General features: G+C 73.1%; 15 protein-coding genes. 8 read left to right on the top strand and 7 right to left on the bottom strand.

What is annotated here, in order from left to right:
• The first annotated feature begins 45 nt into the window (after positions 1 to 45).
• Both ACIQUQ_RS22245 and ACIQUQ_RS22250 read left to right on the top strand, forming a co-directional pair.
• Positions 46 to 939 (top strand): RNA polymerase sigma-70 factor, encoded by an 894-nt coding sequence (locus ACIQUQ_RS22245; protein WP_403978420.1) that lies wholly within the window; start codon positions 46 to 48, stop codon positions 937 to 939.
• 50 nt (positions 940 to 989) lie between these two features.
• Complete coding sequence (locus ACIQUQ_RS22250) at positions 990 to 1,745, top strand: SDR family oxidoreductase (protein WP_403978423.1); 756 nt, start codon at positions 990 to 992, stop codon at positions 1,743 to 1,745.
• A gap of 65 nt (positions 1,746 to 1,810) precedes the next feature.
• On the opposite strand, the gene ACIQUQ_RS22255 is transcribed toward ACIQUQ_RS22250, so the two are convergent.
• On the bottom strand, positions 1,811 to 2,947 hold the full coding sequence (locus ACIQUQ_RS22255) for an ROK family protein (protein WP_403978426.1): 1,137 nt from the start codon (positions 2,945 to 2,947) through the stop codon (positions 1,811 to 1,813).
• Between the two features lie 69 nt (positions 2,948 to 3,016).
• Between ACIQUQ_RS22255 and ACIQUQ_RS22260 the strand changes: the two genes are divergently transcribed.
• The 4 genes from ACIQUQ_RS22260 (at position 3,017) to ACIQUQ_RS22275 (ending at position 6,771) form a co-directional block, all read left to right on the top strand.
• The gene (locus tag ACIQUQ_RS22260; protein ID WP_403978429.1) at positions 3,017 to 4,234 is read left to right on the top strand and encodes an MFS transporter; all 1,218 of its coding nucleotides are present in this window, start codon (positions 3,017 to 3,019) and stop codon (positions 4,232 to 4,234) included.
• A gap of 59 nt (positions 4,235 to 4,293) precedes the next feature.
• Positions 4,294 to 5,685 (top strand): uracil-xanthine permease family protein, encoded by a 1,392-nt coding sequence (locus ACIQUQ_RS22265; RefSeq protein WP_403978432.1) that lies wholly within the window; start codon positions 4,294 to 4,296, stop codon positions 5,683 to 5,685.
• A gap of 77 nt (positions 5,686 to 5,762) precedes the next feature.
• A complete protein-coding gene (locus ACIQUQ_RS22270; RefSeq protein WP_403978435.1) occupies positions 5,763 to 6,446 on the top strand; it encodes a DUF5995 family protein in 684 nt (227 codons plus the stop codon).
• Between the two features lie 40 nt (positions 6,447 to 6,486).
• The gene (locus tag ACIQUQ_RS22275; RefSeq protein WP_403978438.1) at positions 6,487 to 6,771 is read left to right on the top strand and encodes a hypothetical protein; all 285 of its coding nucleotides are present in this window, start codon (positions 6,487 to 6,489) and stop codon (positions 6,769 to 6,771) included.
• A gap of 112 nt (positions 6,772 to 6,883) precedes the next feature.
• Here the strand turns inward: ACIQUQ_RS22275 and ACIQUQ_RS22280 are convergent, their stop codons facing one another.
• Both ACIQUQ_RS22280 and ACIQUQ_RS22285 read right to left on the bottom strand, forming a co-directional pair.
• Positions 6,884 to 8,581 carry a flavin monoamine oxidase family protein gene (locus ACIQUQ_RS22280; protein ID WP_403978441.1) on the bottom strand — a complete coding sequence of 566 codons (1,698 nt, stop codon included), beginning with the start codon at positions 8,579 to 8,581 and terminating at the stop codon, positions 6,884 to 6,886.
• A 97-nt stretch (positions 8,582 to 8,678) separates the two neighbouring features.
• Positions 8,679 to 9,476: a carbon-nitrogen hydrolase family protein gene (locus ACIQUQ_RS22285; protein WP_403978444.1), complete on the bottom strand. Its 798-nt coding sequence runs from the start codon at positions 9,474 to 9,476 to the stop codon at positions 8,679 to 8,681.
• A 288-nt stretch (positions 9,477 to 9,764) separates the two neighbouring features.
• On the opposite strand from ACIQUQ_RS22285, the gene ACIQUQ_RS22290 reads away from it, so the two are divergent.
• The gene (locus tag ACIQUQ_RS22290; protein WP_403978447.1) at positions 9,765 to 10,346 is read left to right on the top strand and encodes a Repetin; all 582 of its coding nucleotides are present in this window, start codon (positions 9,765 to 9,767) and stop codon (positions 10,344 to 10,346) included.
• 137 nt (positions 10,347 to 10,483) lie between these two features.
• Here the strand turns inward: ACIQUQ_RS22290 and ACIQUQ_RS22295 are convergent, their stop codons facing one another.
• Positions 10,484 to 10,939 (bottom strand): Lrp/AsnC family transcriptional regulator, encoded by a 456-nt coding sequence (locus ACIQUQ_RS22295; protein WP_030199146.1) that lies wholly within the window; start codon positions 10,937 to 10,939, stop codon positions 10,484 to 10,486.
• A 10-nt stretch (positions 10,940 to 10,949) separates the two neighbouring features.
• Positions 10,950 to 12,413 carry an amino acid permease gene (locus ACIQUQ_RS22300; protein ID WP_403978450.1) on the bottom strand — a complete coding sequence of 488 codons (1,464 nt, stop codon included), beginning with the start codon at positions 12,411 to 12,413 and terminating at the stop codon, positions 10,950 to 10,952.
• Positions 12,414 to 12,846: 433 nt separating this feature from the next.
• Here ACIQUQ_RS22300 and ACIQUQ_RS22305 point away from each other — a divergent pair, with 433 nt between their 5' ends.
• Positions 12,847 to 13,839, top strand: a complete 993-nt coding sequence (locus ACIQUQ_RS22305) for a GDSL-type esterase/lipase family protein (protein WP_403978453.1) — start codon at positions 12,847 to 12,849, stop codon at positions 13,837 to 13,839.
• Between the two features lie 85 nt (positions 13,840 to 13,924).
• Here ACIQUQ_RS22305 and ACIQUQ_RS22310 read toward each other — a convergent pair whose 3' ends face one another.
• Both ACIQUQ_RS22310 and ACIQUQ_RS22315 read right to left on the bottom strand, forming a co-directional pair.
• Entirely contained in the window at positions 13,925 to 15,046 is a 1,122-nt protein-coding gene (locus ACIQUQ_RS22310; RefSeq protein ID WP_403978456.1) for a hypothetical protein, read from the bottom strand.
• A 218-nt stretch (positions 15,047 to 15,264) separates the two neighbouring features.
• Positions 15,265 to 16,713: a GuaB1 family IMP dehydrogenase-related protein gene (locus tag ACIQUQ_RS22315; RefSeq protein ID WP_403978840.1), complete on the bottom strand. Its 1,449-nt coding sequence runs from the start codon at positions 16,711 to 16,713 to the stop codon at positions 15,265 to 15,267.
• Between the last annotated feature and the right edge of the window lie 124 nt (positions 16,714 to 16,837).

Genomic DNA, 16,837 nt, shown 5'->3' on the forward strand with positions numbered 1-16,837 from the left:
GGCCCGGCGGCCATGAGCCGCCGGGCCCTCTGGCACGCTCGTACCGTGACCGACACCAGCGGCGGCACCGCCGTCTTCATGGAGCACCGGCCGCGCATGTTCGGCATCGCCTACCGGATGCTGGGCTCGGCGGACGAGGCCGAGGACACCGTCCAGGACGCCTGGCTGCGCTGGAGCGGCGCCGACCGCACGGACGTCGGGCAGCCGGCCGCCTGGCTCGCGAAGACCGTCACCCGGCTCTGCCTCAACCGGCTCGACTCGGCCCGGGTGCGCCGCGAGCGCTACGTCGGCCCCTGGCTGCCGGAGCCGGTGCTCACGGCCGGCGGCGCGCTCGGGCCCCTGGAGTCCGCGGAGCAGCGCGACGGAGTGTCCCTCGCCCTGCTCGTGCTGCTGGAGCGGCTCACCCCGGTCGAGCGCGCGGTGTACGTGCTGCGCGAGGCGTTCGGGTACGGCCACCGGGAGATCGCCGCGGTCCTGGACCTCACCGAGGCCAACTGCCGCCAGCTGTACCGGCGGGCCGCCCAGCGGGTGGCCGCGCCCAGGCCCCGGTTCGAGGCCGACCCGGAACGGCTGCGCGGCCTGGTGGACGCCTTCCTCGCGGCGGCCCGGGAGGGTGACGTCGCCGCGCTGGAGCGGATGCTGGCCTCGGACGCCACGTACTGGTCCGACGGGGGCGAGAAGGTGAGCGCCGCGCGGCGCCCGGTCTCCGGCCGGGACCGGGTCGCCCGTCTCGTGGCGGGGCTCTGGAGCAAGTACGCGGCCGGGCTGGACGTCGGCTTCGCCGAGGTCAACGGCTCCCCCGCGGTGCTGCTCAGGGCCGGGGACCTGGTGACCGGCGTGCTGGTGGTGGACGTGGCCGACGGGCGGATCCTCGGGCTGCGGGCCGTGGTCAACCCGGACAAGCTGGGATTCGTACAGCGCCAGCTGTCACGTTCCTGACGGGTGCCCGGTCTCAGCTGGGGAAGACACCACGAGGAAGGACCGGAACCATGAGCACCATTCTCGTCACCGGCGGCACCGGCACCCTGGGCTCGCTCGTCACGGAGCGCCTGCGGGCGGCGGGGCACGAGGTCAGGGTGCTGAGCCGGCACTCGAAGGACCACCCCGTCGACCTGAGGGACGGCAGCGGGCTGGGCGCGGCGATGGCCGGGGCGGCCGCCGTCGTGCACTGCGCCAGCAACACCCGCGGCGCCGGCAAGGGGGACGAGATCGCCGCCGGGCACCTGATCGAGGCCGCGCGGCGGGCCGGGGTGGGGCATCTCGTCTACATCTCGATCGTCGGGGTGGACGTGGTCCCCTTCCCCTACTACCGGCGGAAGCACCGGGTCGAGCAGCTGCTGGAGGCCTCCGGCCTGGGCGTGACCATCCTGCGGACGACGCAGTTCCACGACCTCGTCGCGATGTTCTCGGAGCTGCTGGCCAAGCTGCCGGTCGTGCCGGTCCCCAAGGGGGTGCGGGCCCAGCCGATCGCCACCGAGGAGGTCGCGGAGCGGCTCGCGGAGCTTGCGGCGGCCCCGCCGGCCGGCCGGGTGCCGGACATGGGCGGGCCGGAGACGGCGACGCTGGCGGACTTCGTGCGTGCCTGGCTGGCCGCGAAGGGCAGTGGGCGCCGGGTGGTGGAGGTGCCCCTGTGGGGCAAGGCGTACGCGGCATTCAGGCGCGGCGGCCACCTCACCCCGGACCACGCGGTGGGCAAGGGCACCTTCGCCCACTACCTCGCGGAGCACCACACCGCTCGGGCCTGAGCACCACACCGCTCGGGCCTGAGCACCACACGGACGGTACGAGCGCTATGCGGGCGGTGCGAGCGCTATGCGGGCGGTGCGAAGAGGGCGTCCTGGGCCGCGGCGCGGGAGGTGAGCAGGGCGCCCCGCAGCACCGCCGCGTCGCCGAGGTCCGTGGCCCGCACCTCGGTGGGCACCGGGGTCAGGGCGGACAGGCGTTCCGCGACCAGTGCGGCGAGCACCGGGCCGCCGGCGTGCCCGGTCTGCCCGCCCAGCACCACGCAGCCCGGGTCCAGGACGGCGGCCGCGGCGGCGGCACCCAGGGCGATCCGCTCGGCGAGGGCGTCCAGCAGGGCCTTGCCGTCGGGCCCGGCCGCGACGGCGCCGCGCACCACCGCTCCCGCGTCGCCGGAGAACCCGTACTCCCGCCCGAGCTCGCGTACGGCGGCCCCGCCGGCCAGGCTGTGGAAGCCGCCGTCGCACCCGGTGGCCGTGGGCAGCGTGCCGGTGCCCGGCACCGGCAGGAACCCGATCTCGCCCGCGCCGCCCGAGGCGCCCCGGCGCAGCCTCCCGTCGAGGACGACGGCCGCGCCGACGCCCTCCCCCAGCCAGAGCAGCACGAAGGAGTCCAGGTCGCGGCAGGCGCCCTCGTCGCGTTCGGCGACCGCCGCCAGGTTCGTCTCGTTCTCCACGATCACCGCGGCGGGCAGCCGGCGCTGGAGGGCACCGGTCAGCTCCCGGTGCCAGCCGGGGAGCTTGGCGGTGTCGCGGAGCTCCCGCGTCTCGGGGTCGACCAGTCCCGGGGCGCCGACGCACACCGTGTGCAGTTCCGCTCGGGCCTGCGCGGCGACCCGGACCAGCGCGGTCACGGCCTCGTCCACGGCGTCCACCGGCAGCTCCGCGGCGGCCACCGGGCGGCCCAGCAGGTCGGCGACGACGGCGTGCACGCTGTCGGTGCGCACGTCGAGGGCGGCGAGGTGGGCCCGGTCCGCGACGATGCCGTACACCTTGGCGTTCGGGCCGCGGCGCTGTTCGCCCGACTCGCCCACGACCTCGATCAGGCCGGCCTCGCGGAGCCGGTCCACGAGGTCCGCGACGCTGGGCCGGGACAGCCCGGTCGCCTCCTTGAGCTGGGTGGCCGTCAGGGGGCCCCGGTCCTGGAGGAGGCTCAGGGCGCGCCGGTCGTTGAGGGCGCGCGCGGTGCTCGGGGAGGCGGGACGCATGGCGGAATCCTAATCGGCGTCAGATCACGGGGGTTATTTATCAGGCAGGTTCCCTGATAGTTTATCGGCATGTCGCTCGGCGAACCCGACCTCAGCCTGCGGCGCCTCAAGCGCGCCCGCACGTCCGTAGCCTCCGTCTTCCTGGTGCACGGCGCCGTCACCGGCAGCTTCGCCACCCGCATCCCGTGGATCCAGGACCACGCCTCCCTCAGCGCGGGGACCCTCGGCCTCGCGCTCGCCTTCCCGGCCGTCGGCGCGGCCGTGACCATGCCGCTGGCGGGGCGGATCAACCACCGCTTCGGCGCCCGCGCCGCCCTGCGCGGGCTGCTGGCGATGTGGACCCTGTCCCTGATCCTGCCGAGCCTGGCCCCCAACCTGCCCGTCCTGTGTCTGGCGCTGCTCGTGTACGGCGCCTCGGCCGGGATGTCGGACGTGGCGATGAACGCCCTCGGCGTCGAGACCGAGAACCGGCTGGGCCGGTCGATCATGTCTTCGCTGCACGGCATGTGGAGCGTGGGCGCGCTGCTCGGCTCGGCCGCCGGTACGGTCGCGGCCCACTCCGGCACGGACGCCCGCACCCACCACCTGGTCGCCGCGCTGGCCCTGACGGCGCTCGGCCTGGTCGCCGTGCGCGGGGTGCTGGACCTGCGGAGCGAGGCGGACGAGGAGCCGCCGCCGCACTTCGCGCTGCCGCCCCGGTCCGCGGTGCTCATCGGGGCGATCGGCTTCTGCGCGGTGTTCGCGGAGGGCGCGAGCCTGGACTGGTCCGCGGTCTACCTCGGCGACGTGCTGCACACCGACGCGGGTCTGGCCGCCGCCTCCACCACCGCGTTCGCGCTCACCATGGCCGTGGCCCGGCTGGCCGGCGACCGGGTCGTCGACCGGTTCGGGCCGGTGCGGACGGTACGGTCCGGGGGCCTGCTGGCCACGGCGGGCGGCCTGCTGGTGGTACTGGTCCGCGAACCGGCCGCCGCCATGGCGGGGTTCGCGATGACCGGGCTCGGGATCGCGGTCGTGGTGCCGCTCGCCTTCGCCGCGGCGGCGCGCAGCGGCCCGGCGCCGGCCCAGGCCATCGCGGGCGTCGCGACGATCACGTACACCTCGGGCCTGATCGCGCCCTCCGCCATCGGCGCGGTCGCCGACGCCACGTCGCTGGTGGTGTCCTTCGCGCTGGTGACCGCACTGGCGTGTGCGCTGGCGCTGGGGGCCGGGGTGTTGCGGCAGAGGACGAAGGGCGGGACGGAGGTCCTGGTCAAGCAGGACGAACCGGAAAGAATCCGGCCGTAATATATCGCTTGCCGTACCGCGGCCGATCATGAACGGTCGCGACGGCGAATGGAGTGGGAATGGGCCTCGGCGTGCGCTGGACCCTGCACGGTGACGGGCGGACCCCCGCCCCCGGAGCGGTGGTCCGGCCGGACGAGCGGCTGTCGTGGCCGCGGACCGCCGGGCTCGGTGCCCAGCACGTGGTCGCGATGTTCGGCGCGAGCTTCGTCGCGCCGGTGCTGATGGGGCTCGACCCCAACCTGGCCATCATGATGTCCGGCGTCGCGACGATGATCTTCCTGCTCGCGACGCGCGGCAGGATCCCCAGCTACCTCGGCTGCTCCCTCTCCTTCGTCGGCGTGGCCGCCGCGATCCGGGCGAGCGGCGGCGACAGCGCCACCGTCACGGGCGCCGTCTTCGTGGTGGGCGCGGTGCTGTTCCTCGCGGGCCTGGCCGTCCGGCGGTTCGGCGCGCACGTCATCCACGCGGCGATGCCGCCGGTGGTGACCGGCGCGGTGGTGATGCTGATCGGCTTCAACCTGGCCCCGGTGACCGCCTCGACGTACTGGCCGCAGGACCAGTGGACCGCGCTGCTGGTGATGGGCTTCACCGGGTTCGCCGTGGTCTGCCTGCGCGGCTTCTGGTCGCGGATCGCGATCTTCCTCGGGCTGGTCTTCGGGTACGCGGTCTCCTGGCTCTTCGACCGGATCTTCGGGCAGATCCACTCCCCCGTCGGCGGCGGCGAGGCCGTGGACCACTGGCGGCTGGACTTCTCGGGCGTGGCGAACGCGGACTGGATCGGTCTGCCGTCCTTCCACGCGCCGGCCTTCGAGTGGTCGGCGATCCTGGTGGCGCTGCCCGTCGTGATCGCCCTGATCGCGGAGAACGCGGGGCACGTGAAGGCCGTCGGCGAGATGACCGGCGACCCCCTCGACGACCGGCTGGGCACCGCGATCGCCGCCGACGGCGCCGCCTCGATGCTGTCCACGGCCGTCGGCGGGCCCCCGAACACCACGTACTCCGAGAACATCGGCGTGATGGCCGCCACCCGGGTCTACTCCACGGCCGCCTACTGGGCCGCCGCCGGCTTCGCCCTTCTCTTCGGCCTCTGCCCGAAGTTCGGCGCGGTGGTGGCCGCGATCCCCGGCGGCGTGCTCGGCGGCATCACCGTGATCCTGTACGGCATGATCGGCCTGCTCGGCGCGCAGATCTGGATCAACGGCCGGGTGGACCTGCGCAACCCGCTGAACCTCGTGCCGGCAGCCGCGGGCATCATCATCGGCGTCGGCGGCGTCAGCCTGAAGATCACCGACAGCTTCGAACTGGGCGGCATCGCGCTCGGCACGATCGTGGTGATCGTCGGCTACCACGCGCTGCGGCTGTTCGCGCCGGCCCACCTCAAGGACCAGGAGCCGCTGCTGGACGCGGGCACGTCGGCGTACGACGAGGAGCGCGGCGACGAGACGCCGTAGCCCGGCTTTCGCCCAAACCGGCGAAGCGCGCGGCCAAGTCCCCCTAACGCGGGCCCGCGCCTGGGACCCTCTCGGTCATGGCGCAGATGACGGTCGGGGTGTCGCTTGGTCCGGTGGTGGCGCGGATGCGCGCCCTGGACGGGCGCCTGCACCCGCGGGACGGCGTGGCGGTGTTCAACCGGGTGTACCTGGCGGTCACGGAGGAGCTGGAGCGCCGGCTCGGGGACGGCGGGTTCCCGGTCGTCCGGACGGCCGAGACGCTGGCGGTGCGGTTCGCCGAGCACTACCTCTCGGCCGTCGACGCGGCCTCCGACGACGAGCCGGTACCCGCGTGCTGGCGCCCGCTCTTCCAGTACCGCCGCCACCCGGGGGTGCGGCCCCTCCAGCACGCACTGGCCGGCATCAACGCGCACATCGGCCACGACCTGCCGGTCGCGGTGGTCGCCACGTGCGGTGAGCTGGACTGCGAACCGCGGGCCCTGGAGGCGGACTTCGACCGGGTCGGGGACACGCTGGTCGCCCTGGAGGAACGCATCCGCGAGGACCTGATGCCGGGCCCGGACCTCCTGGAGGTGGCCGACCCGCTCACCCACCTGCTGGGCTCGTGGAGCCTGGACCGCGCCCGCGACGCGGCCTGGTCCTCGGCGCGGCTCCTGTGGACCCTGCGCGACCGCCCCGACTTCGCCCGCGAGGTCACCGACTCCCTCTCGGCAGGAGTCGGCCTGGTGGGCCGCTGCCTGCTGACTCCGTCGGGGCGCTGAGGGGGTGCGGGTGGCGCGGGGCGCTGCCTAGGCTCACGGGGTGACCAGCTTCGCCACGCACCGCCTGCGCGTCCACGACCGCTCCCTCCCGCCGTACCGGCGGCTGTCCGCGCTGCGCACGTGCCTAACGGAGTTCGCGCCGTACGGTCTGCGGGCCACGTACCACCACCTGTGCCGCAGCGCCGGAATCCCGCACGGGCTCGCCCTGCACCGGCTCTGCGCGGGCTGCGGGCTGGGCCTGGACAACCGGCCCGCCCCGCGGGACGAATCCCTGGTCGCCGCGCGGGAGGAGCGCTGGAAGGTGCTCTGGCGGCGGGCCGTCTGACCGCGGGCCCGGCCGGGGACGGCTCCGGACGTGGAAACGGGCCGCCGCCGCGATGTTTGCGCGGGGACGGCCCGTAGTCACGTGGTCCGTGCGGTCGCACGGAGGCGGACGGTCAGTCCTCGGGGAGTTCGACCGGGGCGATCTCGTCGTAGACGTCGCCCGGGCCCGGGTTGGTGGTGTCCGTCGTGCCGCCCAGGTGGTGCATGACGCCCCACACCGCGTTCAGCGCGGTCTGCACGGCGCCCTCGGCCCAGCCGGCCGTCCAGGAGATGTCGTCGCCCGCGAGGAAGATGCCGCGCTTGTCCTCGGGGAGGCGGTCCTGCATGAAGTGGGTGTAGAGGCGGCGCTGGTAGCGGTAGTGGCCGGGCAGGTTGGCCTTGAACGCGCCCATGAAGTAGGGCTCGTCCTCCCAGGACACGGTGACCGGGTTGCCGATGATGTGGCGGCGGATGTCGACCTTGGGGTAGATCTCGCCCAGGGACTTCAGCATGACCTCCATCCGCTCGTTCGCGGACAGCGGCAGCCACTTCAGGCTGTCGTCGCACCAGGTGTACGACAGGCAGATCACGGCCGGCTGGTCCGGGCCGTTGTCCAGCAGGTACGTGCCGCGGGTCATCCGGTCGGTCAGCGTCATCGACATGACGTCGCGGCCGGTCTCCTCGTCCTTGTCCAGCCAGAACGGCCGGTCCACGGGGATGAAGAGCTTGGAGGACTCCATGTAGTGCGTGCGCTCGATCGCCGTCCAGTGGTCGATCGGGAAGAGCGTGTCATCGCACTCGATCTTCGACAGCAGCATCCAGGACTGCGCGGTGAAGATCGCGGCCCGGTAGGTGCGGATGTCGCCCGCGGCGTCGGTGACGGTGATGCGGTTGCCGGCCGTCCGGTGCAGGCGGGTCACCGCGGGGCGCGGGGTGCCCTCGTGCAGGGAGGACAGCGAGGTGCCCTGGGCCCAGTGCACGATCTTCTCCGGCTCGCGCTCCCAGAGGCGCAGCGGCAGCTGCTGCGAACCGCCGACGATGCCGCGGTGGTGGTCGTCCGCCTCGGTGTAGACGACGCGGAGGATCTCCAGGATGGAGTTCGGGAAGTCGGTGTCCCAGCCGCCCGTGCCGAAGCCGACCTGGCCGAAGATCTCGCGCTTGCGGAAGGACTTGAAGGCCTCGGACTTGCACAGGAAGCCGTAGAAGGTCTCGTCGTCGAGCTTCTCGACGAGCTTGGCCCAGATCTCGCGGATGCGCGGGACGTCCCGCTCGCGCATCGCGGTGTTCATGTCCGAGAAGTCGGCGCCCTCTTCGAGGCAGGCGTTCCAGGCCTCGGCGACGTCGCGGTAGATCTGCGGGAGGTCGGCGATGGTCTCGGCGTAGTGCGTCTCGCCCTTGAGGTCGACGACCGTGGAGGGCGTGGCCTCGGCCAGCGGGTTCGGGAAGGGCTCGGTCTGCAGGCCCACCAGGTCGATGTAGTGCTGGAGGGCGGTGGAGGAGGGCGGGAAGCGCATGGCGCCCATCTCCGCCGTCAGGCCCTCGGTGCCCTGGCCCTCGAAGCCGACGGTGCGCAGGCGGCCGCCGATCTGGTCGGCCTCGTAGACGACGGGCTTGAGGCCCATCTTCATCAGCTCGTAGGCGGAGATGATGCCGGACAGGCCGCCGCCGATGACCGCGACCTCGGTGCCGTGCTCGGTCGCGGGTATCTGGCCCAGGCCGGCCGGGTGCGCGAGGAAGTCGTCGTACGCGTACGGGAAGTCCGGACCGAACATCGTGATCGGCGGCTGGCCGTCGCTGTGCGGAACGGCGGTCGTGGGCACCGTGGACGTCATGGGGTACGGCTCCTTGCGCGGGGGTGGTGTGGCAGGCGGGGGCGTGAGCGGGGACGCCCCCAGGGTGGGGACGGGGTGCGGGCCGGTCCGGCCGGGGTCAGATCAGCGACCGGTACAGGCCCGGCCGGCGGTCGCGGAGGTAGGGGTTGTTCTCCCGCGAGGCCCGGAGCAGCTCCGGGTCGGCCTCGCCGAACACCATCTCCTCGCCGCGTCCGGCGCGGGTCCGGGTGGCGCCGTCCGGGCTCGCCAGGCAGCTGAGGCCGACGAACTCGAACTCGCCCTCGGGACCCGTGCGGTTGACGTACGCGACGTACATCTGGTTCTCGAAGGCGCGCACCGGCACGACCTGCTCGGCCACGAACTGGAACGGGTGCATCTGTGCGGTCGGCACCAGCAGCAGGTCGGTTCCGGCGAGGGCGTGGGCGCGGACGTTCTCCGGGAACTCGACGTCGTAGCAGATCAGCAGGCCGATGGTGAGGCCCGCGTACTCGGCCTGGACGACCGTGGTGTCACCGGGGGTGAAGCTCTCCTGCTCGAAGCAGCCGAAGAGGTGGGTCTTGCGGTAGTTCGCCAGCGAGGTCCCGTCGGGGCCGATCAGCTGCGCGGAGTTGTAGACCGTCTCGCCGTCGCGCTCGGGGTAGCCGTAGAGCACGGCCAGGCCGTGGCGGCGGGCGATCTCGCCGATGGCGCGGGCGGACATGCCGTCGGCGGCCTCGGCCAGCCGGGGGACGTCCTCGCCGATGGCGTAGCCGGTGAGGAACATCTCGGGGGTCACCAGCAGGCCCGCGCCGGCGGCCGCGGCACGTCCGGCGGCCTCGTCGAGCGCCTTCAGGTTCTCGGCGACGTCGCCGATCCGTCCGGAGCTCTGGAGGAGTGCGGTGCGCAGCGGGGGCATGGGCGTACCTCTGGGGCGAAAGTATGTTCCTGGGGACTTCTAGACCGTACGGGTCGGCGTTCGGCCCGGACAAGGCGCCAGCGTTGCGCGGCGCTGATCGATTCGTTGCGCGTTCCGGGCGGTCCGCGGCGATTCGTTGCGCGGTTCCTGTCGTACCTCAGGCGTAGCGGGCCCCGCCGCGCGGCGGAGGAGGGACCAGTCCGGCGTTCGATGCCGCCGGGCGGCGGGCGCGACAGAGTGGTGCGTGTCGGGGGGACACCCCCTCTCACCAGCTGAAAGGGACCGAAGATGAACCGCATCGCACACCGCCGCACGAAGATCGCCGCCCTGGGCGCGGCCCTGCTGATGACCGCCGGGGCGGCGGGTTCGGCCGTTGCGTCGGGTGACGACGCCGCGGGCGGGGGCGCGACCCGTGAGGCGGCGGCGCTGACCGGGACGGCGAAGCTGTACCGGCCGGCGGGCGACGACATCACCTTCACGTTCGACGCCCACCTGGCCAGGGAGCACAACATGGACCCGCGGGCGGCCACCGGCACCTTCCGGTTCAGCCACTACACGGACACCTGGGGCGCCGCGGCCGAGGTGAAGGTCGACTGCCTGATCACCGGCGGGAAGGTCGCGGTGGTGACCGGCATCGTCACCAAGGCGGACGGGGTCGCCGCCGACGCCGTGGGCAAGCGGGTCGGCATCACGGTGCACGACCTGGGCGGGCACGACCGGCTGGGCTACAGCTGGGCCGCGACCGGGGTGCCGGGCGAGGGCGAGCCGCTGCCGTGCACGAGCGCCGCGCCCTTCGAGAAGGTCAAGGCGGGCTCGGGCGACTGGAAGGTGCTGCCCTGGGTCCCGGAGTACCCGCAGGCCGCCGAATAGGGCCGGGAAACGCCGGAGGCCGCGCACGACCGGGACGGGGGTCCGGGTGTGCGCGGCCTCCGGGCCGTACGGGGTACGGGCGCCGTACGGGGTACGGGCGCCGTACGGGGTACGGGCGCCGCGCGGGCGTACGGCCGCTACGCGGGCGAGCCCGACGAGAAGCGCCGCAGCAGCGGGGAGAGGACCAGGACGGACTTGGTGCGCTCCACGAAGGGCTCGCCCGCGATCCGCTCCAGGACCCGCTCGAAGTGCCGCATGTCGGAGGCGAAGATCTGCACCAGGGCGTCCGCGTCACCGGTCACGGTCGACGCGGACACCACCTCCGGGTACCGCTCCAGACCGCGCCGGATGTCGTCCGGCGAGGTGTTGTGGCGGCAGTAGATCTCGATGAAGCCCTCGGTCTCCCAGCCCATGGCGGCGGGGTCGACGCGGACGGTGAAGCCGGTGATGGCCCCCTCCGCCCGGAGCCTGTCGACGCGCCGCTTCACGGCCGGCGCCGACAGGCCCACCTCGGAGCCGATGTCCGCGTAGGAACGGCGGGCGTCCTCGGCGAGGGCGTGGACGATGCGTTCGTCGAGATCGTTCAGTCGCACTGCGGGTGGATCACTTCTCTGCGGTAGCCAGTTCCGAGCGGCGGATGCCGTAGAGGAAGTAGATCACGGCGCCGACGGCCATCCAGCCACCGAAGACGATCCAGGTGGCGGTGTCCAGGCTGAACATCATGTAGATGCAGGCCGCGACGCCGAGGATCGGGGTGACCGGGAAGAGGGCCACCTTGAAGGTGCGCGGCATGTCCGGACGGGTCTTGCGCAGCACCACGACGGCGACGTTGACCAGGCCGAAGGCGAAGAGCGTGCCGATGCTGGTGGCGTCGGCCAGCTTGCCGAGCGGAATGAAGGCCGCGAGCACGCCGCAGAAGAGCGAGACGATGACGACGTTGGCGCGGGGAGCGCCGGACTTCGCGTCGACCTTGGCGAAGGCCTTGGGGACCAGGCCGTCGCGCGACATGGCGAAGAGGATGCGGGTCTGGCCGTACAGCACGGCGAAGACGACGGACGCGATGGCGACGACGGCGCCCGCGGCGAGGACGACGCCCCAGAAGCTGTGGCCGGTCACGTCGGTCATGATCTGGGCGAGCGCGGCCTCGGTGCCCTCGAAGTCCTGCCACGGCATGGCGCCGACGGCGACGAAGGCGACGAGGACGTACAGCACGGTGACGATCAGCAGCGAGAGCATGATCGCGCGCGGCAGGTCCCGCTTGGGGTCCTTGGCCTCCTCACCGGCGGTGGAGGCGGCGTCGAAGCCGATGTAGGAGAAGAAGAGGGTGGCGGCGCCGGCGCTGATGCCGGTGATGCCGAGGGGGGCCAGCGGGGCGTAGTTGCCGGCCTTGATGCCCATGAAGCCGATGCCGATGAAGAGCAGCAGGGTGACGATCTTCACCGCGACCATGATCGAGTTGATCCGGGCGCTCTCCTTGGCGCCGCGCATCAGGAAGACCATCGAGAGCAGGACGACGATCAGTGCCGGCAGGTTGATGAACCCGCCCTCGCCCAGCGGCGCCGAGACGGCGTCGGGGATGGTGACGCCTATGGTCCCGTCGAGGAGCTCGTTGAGGTAGCCGCCCCAGCCGACGGCGACCGCCGCGACGGACACGCCGTACTCCAGGACCAGGCACCAGCCGCAGATCCAGGCGATGAACTCGCCCATGGTCGCGTAGGCGTACGAGTACGAGGAGCCCGAGACCGGGACGGAGCCGGCCAGCTCCGCGTAGGAGAGGGCGGAGAACAGCGCGGTCAGACCGGCGATGACGAACGAGATCATCACGGCCGGGCCGGCCTTGGGGGCGGCGGTTCCGAGGACCACGAAGATGCCGGTGCCCAGGGTGGCGCCGATGCTGATCATCGTCAGCTGCCACATGGTGAGGGAGCGCTTGAGGGCGCCGCCCTCGCCCTGGCCGCCTTCGGCGACCAGCCGCTCGACCGGCTTGCGCCGGAACAGCGGGTTGCCGGCGGGCTGCGGGTGCCCGGCGGCAGGGGTGGCGGGGGGTGCCTGGCCGTGGTCCAGCACGGGGGGACTCCTTGTCGTCGCGGATCGGGAAAGGCATCGACCGCGGCGGTCCGGAGCAGGGCAGTGCCTGGGCAGGCAGGAGCATGGGGACCGCCGAGCAGGCGGTCGCGCCACTCCACGTACAGCGAGTGAGCCTACGAGCAGCCGGTAACCGCCCGTAATGCACCATCCTTGCATATTGGCGCACGATCATTGCGCACATCTGTCCAGGATGGGTGTTTGTTGCATGCGAGTGAAAGATCACTGCGCGGTAACGCTCAGCGACCACACTTGACACTTCGTCAGATCTGACGGAAGGTGCGCCCGCTCCGGCACCGCCACGGCGCCGGATTTCGCCGCCCCCGCCCATGGCGGGGTCCCCGACGGGGCAGACGTTGGGGGTGGACGGCGGCGTGGGCGTGAACTTCCCGAACCCGACGATCGGAGGCGACCGGTGAGCGCATGGCTGGACCCTGTCCCCTTCCTGCGCGGCGTGGCCTGGCTGGACGGCGGGCGGGCGGTGCGGGCCGACCCGGCCGACGCGGCGCGGCTGCCCTGGGACACCGGCGAGCGGGCCACCCTGCCCATCGGCGTGCGGCTGGAGTTCGCCGCGCCGGCGGCGCAGGCGGTGGAGATCCGGTACCGGGCGACCGTGCCGGGGCCCACCGACTCGCTGCGGGACCTCGCGCACGGCTTCGCGCTGTGGAACCGGGAGGGGCCCCTGCTGGAGGTGTTCACCGAGCCGGCCGCGGAGGCGGTGGTGCGGATAGAACTCCCCACGGGGCTGGGCCCGTTCACCATCCATCCCCCGGAAACGCAGTCTCCGCTGATCCTCGCGGTGCGGGGCATCGGCGGGGAGCTCCGGCCGGCGCCGCACGCCCCGCGCTGGGTGGTGCACGGCGACTCCATCACGGAGGGCTGGTGGTCCACCCGGCCCGCGCACGGCTGGCCCGCGGTGGCCGGCCGCGCCCTCGGCCTCGACACGGTGAACCTCGGTTACGCGGGGGCGGCGCGCGGCGAACTCCCCACCGCGGAGCAGCTGGCCGGCCTCCCCGCCGACCTGCTGACCCTCGCCTTCGGCACCAACTGCTGGTCCCGGGTGCCGTTCTCGGCGCCGCTGCTGTACGAGACCACGCGGGCCTTCCTCGACCTGGTCCGGCAGGGCCACCCCGAGACCCCCCTGCTGCTGGTCTCCCCCGTGCTGCGGCCGGACGCCGAGCGGGTGCCGAACAAGCTGGGCGCCACCCTGGGCGAGCTGCGGGCCGCCATGGAGCGGGCGGCCCGGGAGCGCATCCTGGCCGGCGACCGACGCCTGGCGGTCCTGCCGGGGCTGCCGCTGCTGGCCCCGGAGCACCTGGCCGACGGCCTCCACCCGAACGACGCGGGCCACGCCCGCCTGGGCGCCGCCGTGGCCCGCGCACTGCGGGAGGAGGGCTTCGTGGCGTGAGGGCCGCCCCGGACGCCCTGCCCCGGCCGGCCCCGGCGGGTCGGCTCCCGGGGCAGGACGGCTCCGGGAGAGCCGCCCGGGGTGATCAGCGCCGGTGCAGGCGCTGCATCAGCACCGGGTGCAGGGCCTGCCCCGGGGTCCGGGGCGGCGCCTGCCGGCCCCGGACGGGTTCCTGGGGCGTACGGGCGCCGGCGGGCGGCACGACTACCACCCGGCCCCGGCCCGGAAGCGCCCGGACGCGGCCCACGGCGTTGCCGAAGAGCTCGGTGAACCAGATGTTCCGGTCCGGCCCGGTCGCGATGCCGAACGGCACCTTGTCCGCGCCGCCGGGCACCTCGTACTCGGTGATCCGGCCCGTCGCGGTGATCCGGCCGTACCGGCCCGACTGCTCGGTGAACCACATGGCGCCGTCGGGGCCGCGGGTGATGCTGTCGGCACCGCTGAACGCGTTCGCCAGCGGGTAGACGTCGACGTCGCCCCGCGGGGTGATCCGCCCGATCTCGTCGTCCGCGGTGAACCACATGCCGCCGGGGCCGGCCGCGATGTCGGTCGGGAAGTCGGTGCCGGCGGGCAGCGGGAACTCGGTGATGTTGCCGCGGAGGTCGATGCGGCCGATCTTGCCGGCCAGCAGCTCCGTGAACCACAGGCCCCCGGGCCCGGCGGCGATGCGGTAGAGGAAACTGTCCGGGGTGGGTACCGGGTACTCCGTGACCGTGCCGTCCCGCCCCAGCCGCCCGATCTTGTTCGTGCCGTTCTCGGTGAACCACAGGGCACGGTCGGGGCCGAGGGCGATGCCCAGCGGGAAGGTGCCCGGCACGGGGAGGCTGACCTCGGAGACCGCGCCGTCGGTGGTGATGCGCCCGATCCGGTCGGCCGCTCCCTGGGTGAACCACAGGGCGCCGTCGGGCCCCTCCGTGATCTCGAAGGGGAAGCTGGAGGGGGTCGGGACCGGGAAGTCGGTGACGACGCCGCCGGTCGTGATCCTGCCGATCCGGTTCGCTTCGCTCTCGGTGAACCACAGCGCCCGGTCCGGGCCCGCGGTGATCCCGGCGGGCCCGCTCGCGGGGGTGGTGACCGGGAACTCCGTCAGGTCGCCCACGTCGGCTCGGGCCGGGGCGGCCGTGGCGGTGGCGGCGAGCAGCCCGCCCACGGCCACCGCGAACACCCGGTGGAGTCGTCGTCGGATCGTCGTCGGCGTGCCCGGCATGGGACCAGCCCCTTCGTCGCGCGGTGGCAGAGGACACCCGACCGGTACCAGCCCGGGCCCGCCCCTCTCCCCCGATGCGCCGCCAACCACCCGAGCGCCGTACGCATCTCCGCCACCCGGCCCCGCACCCGCTACGGAGAAGGTCCGGCAAACGCACCGGGGCCGGGACCGCGTGGTGCGGTTCCGGCCCCGGCGACGGGTCCGTCATTCGGGAGCGACTAGCTCCAGGAGGCGTGCAGCGGCTTGCCCTCGGCGTAGCCGGCCGCGGACTGGATGCCCACGACGGCCTTCTCCTCGAACTCGGCCAGCGAGCCGGCACCGGCGTAGGTGCAGGAGGAGCGGACGCCCGCGATGATCGAGTCGATCAGGTCCTCGACGCCCGGACGGGCCGGGTCGAGGAACATGCGCGAGGTGGAGATGCCCTCCTCGAACAGCGCCTTGCGGGCGCGGTCGTAGGCGGACTCCTCCGAGGTGCGGTTCCGCACGGCGCGGGCGGAGGCCATGCCGAAGGACTCCTTGTACAGGCGGCCGTCGGCGGCCTGCTGGAGGTCGCCCGGGGACTCGTACGTGCCGGCGAACCAGGAGCCGATCATCACGTTCGACGCACCGGCGGCCAGGGCCATCGCCACGTCGCGCGGGTGGCGGACGCCGCCGTCGGCCCACACGTGCTTGCCGTACTTCTTCGCCTCGGCGGCGCACTCCAGCACGGCCGAGAACTGCGGGCGGCCGACACCGGTCATCATGCGGGTGGTGCACATGGCGCCGGGGCCCACACCGACCTTGATGATGTCCGCGCCGGCGTCGATGAGGTCCTTGACACCCTCGGCGGCGACGATGTTGCCGGCCACGATCGGGACCTTCGGGTCGAGCGCACGGACGGCCTTGATCGCGTTGATCATCGACTCCTGGTGGCCGTGCGCGGTGTCGATCACGAGCGTGTCCACGCCCGCGTCGAGCAGCTGCTTGGCCTTGCCCACGAAGTCGCCGTTGATGCCGACGGCGGCGGCGATGCGCAGCTTGCCTCCGGCGTCGGTGGCCGGGGTGTACAGGGTCGCGCGCAGCGCGCCCTTGCGGGTCAGGATGCCGACGAGGCGCCCGTCCGCGTCGACCGCCGGGGCCAGCTTGCGGTGGCCGGCGTCGAGCTGGTTGAAGGCCTCGCGGGGGTCGATGTCCGCGTCGATGAGCAGCAGCTCCTTCGACATGACCTCGGAGAGCTGGGTGAAGCGGTCGACACCGGTCAGGTCGTGCTCGGTGACGACGCCGACGGGGCGCTGGTTCTCGTCGACGACCACGCCGGCGCCGTGGGCGCGCTTCGGCAGCAGGGAGAGCGCGTCGGCCACCGTCTGGGTGGGGGCCAGCACGATCGGGGTGTCCAGCACGAGGTGCCGGGTCTTGACCCAGGAGATGACGTCGGTGACGACCTCGATCGGGATGTCCTGCGGGATGACCACGAGGCCACCTCGGCGCGCGACGGTCTCCGCCATGCGGCGGCCCGCGATCGCGGTCATGTTGGCGACCACCAGCGGGATGGTCGTACCGGTGCCGTCGGGCGAGGAGAGGTCGACGCCCTGGCGGGAGCCGACCGCGGAGCGGCTCGGCACCATGAATACGTCGTCGTACGTCAGGTCGTACGGCGGCTTCAGGTCATTGAGGAAACGCACGTGCAGACATCCCAGTCGTTCGGAGGTACCTCGACAGGGCGGCAGCCGAGGCAAAACGCACGTACTTCATTCTCCCATGTCCAGCCTCTTGCGACTCCCGGGACGATCGTCCAGGACATACCGGGCCGCC

Origin of the sequence: Streptomyces sp. NPDC101118, assembly GCF_044759445.1 — a bacterium.
In the GTDB taxonomy this organism is placed as follows: Bacteria; Actinomycetota; Actinomycetes; order Streptomycetales; family Streptomycetaceae; genus Streptomyces.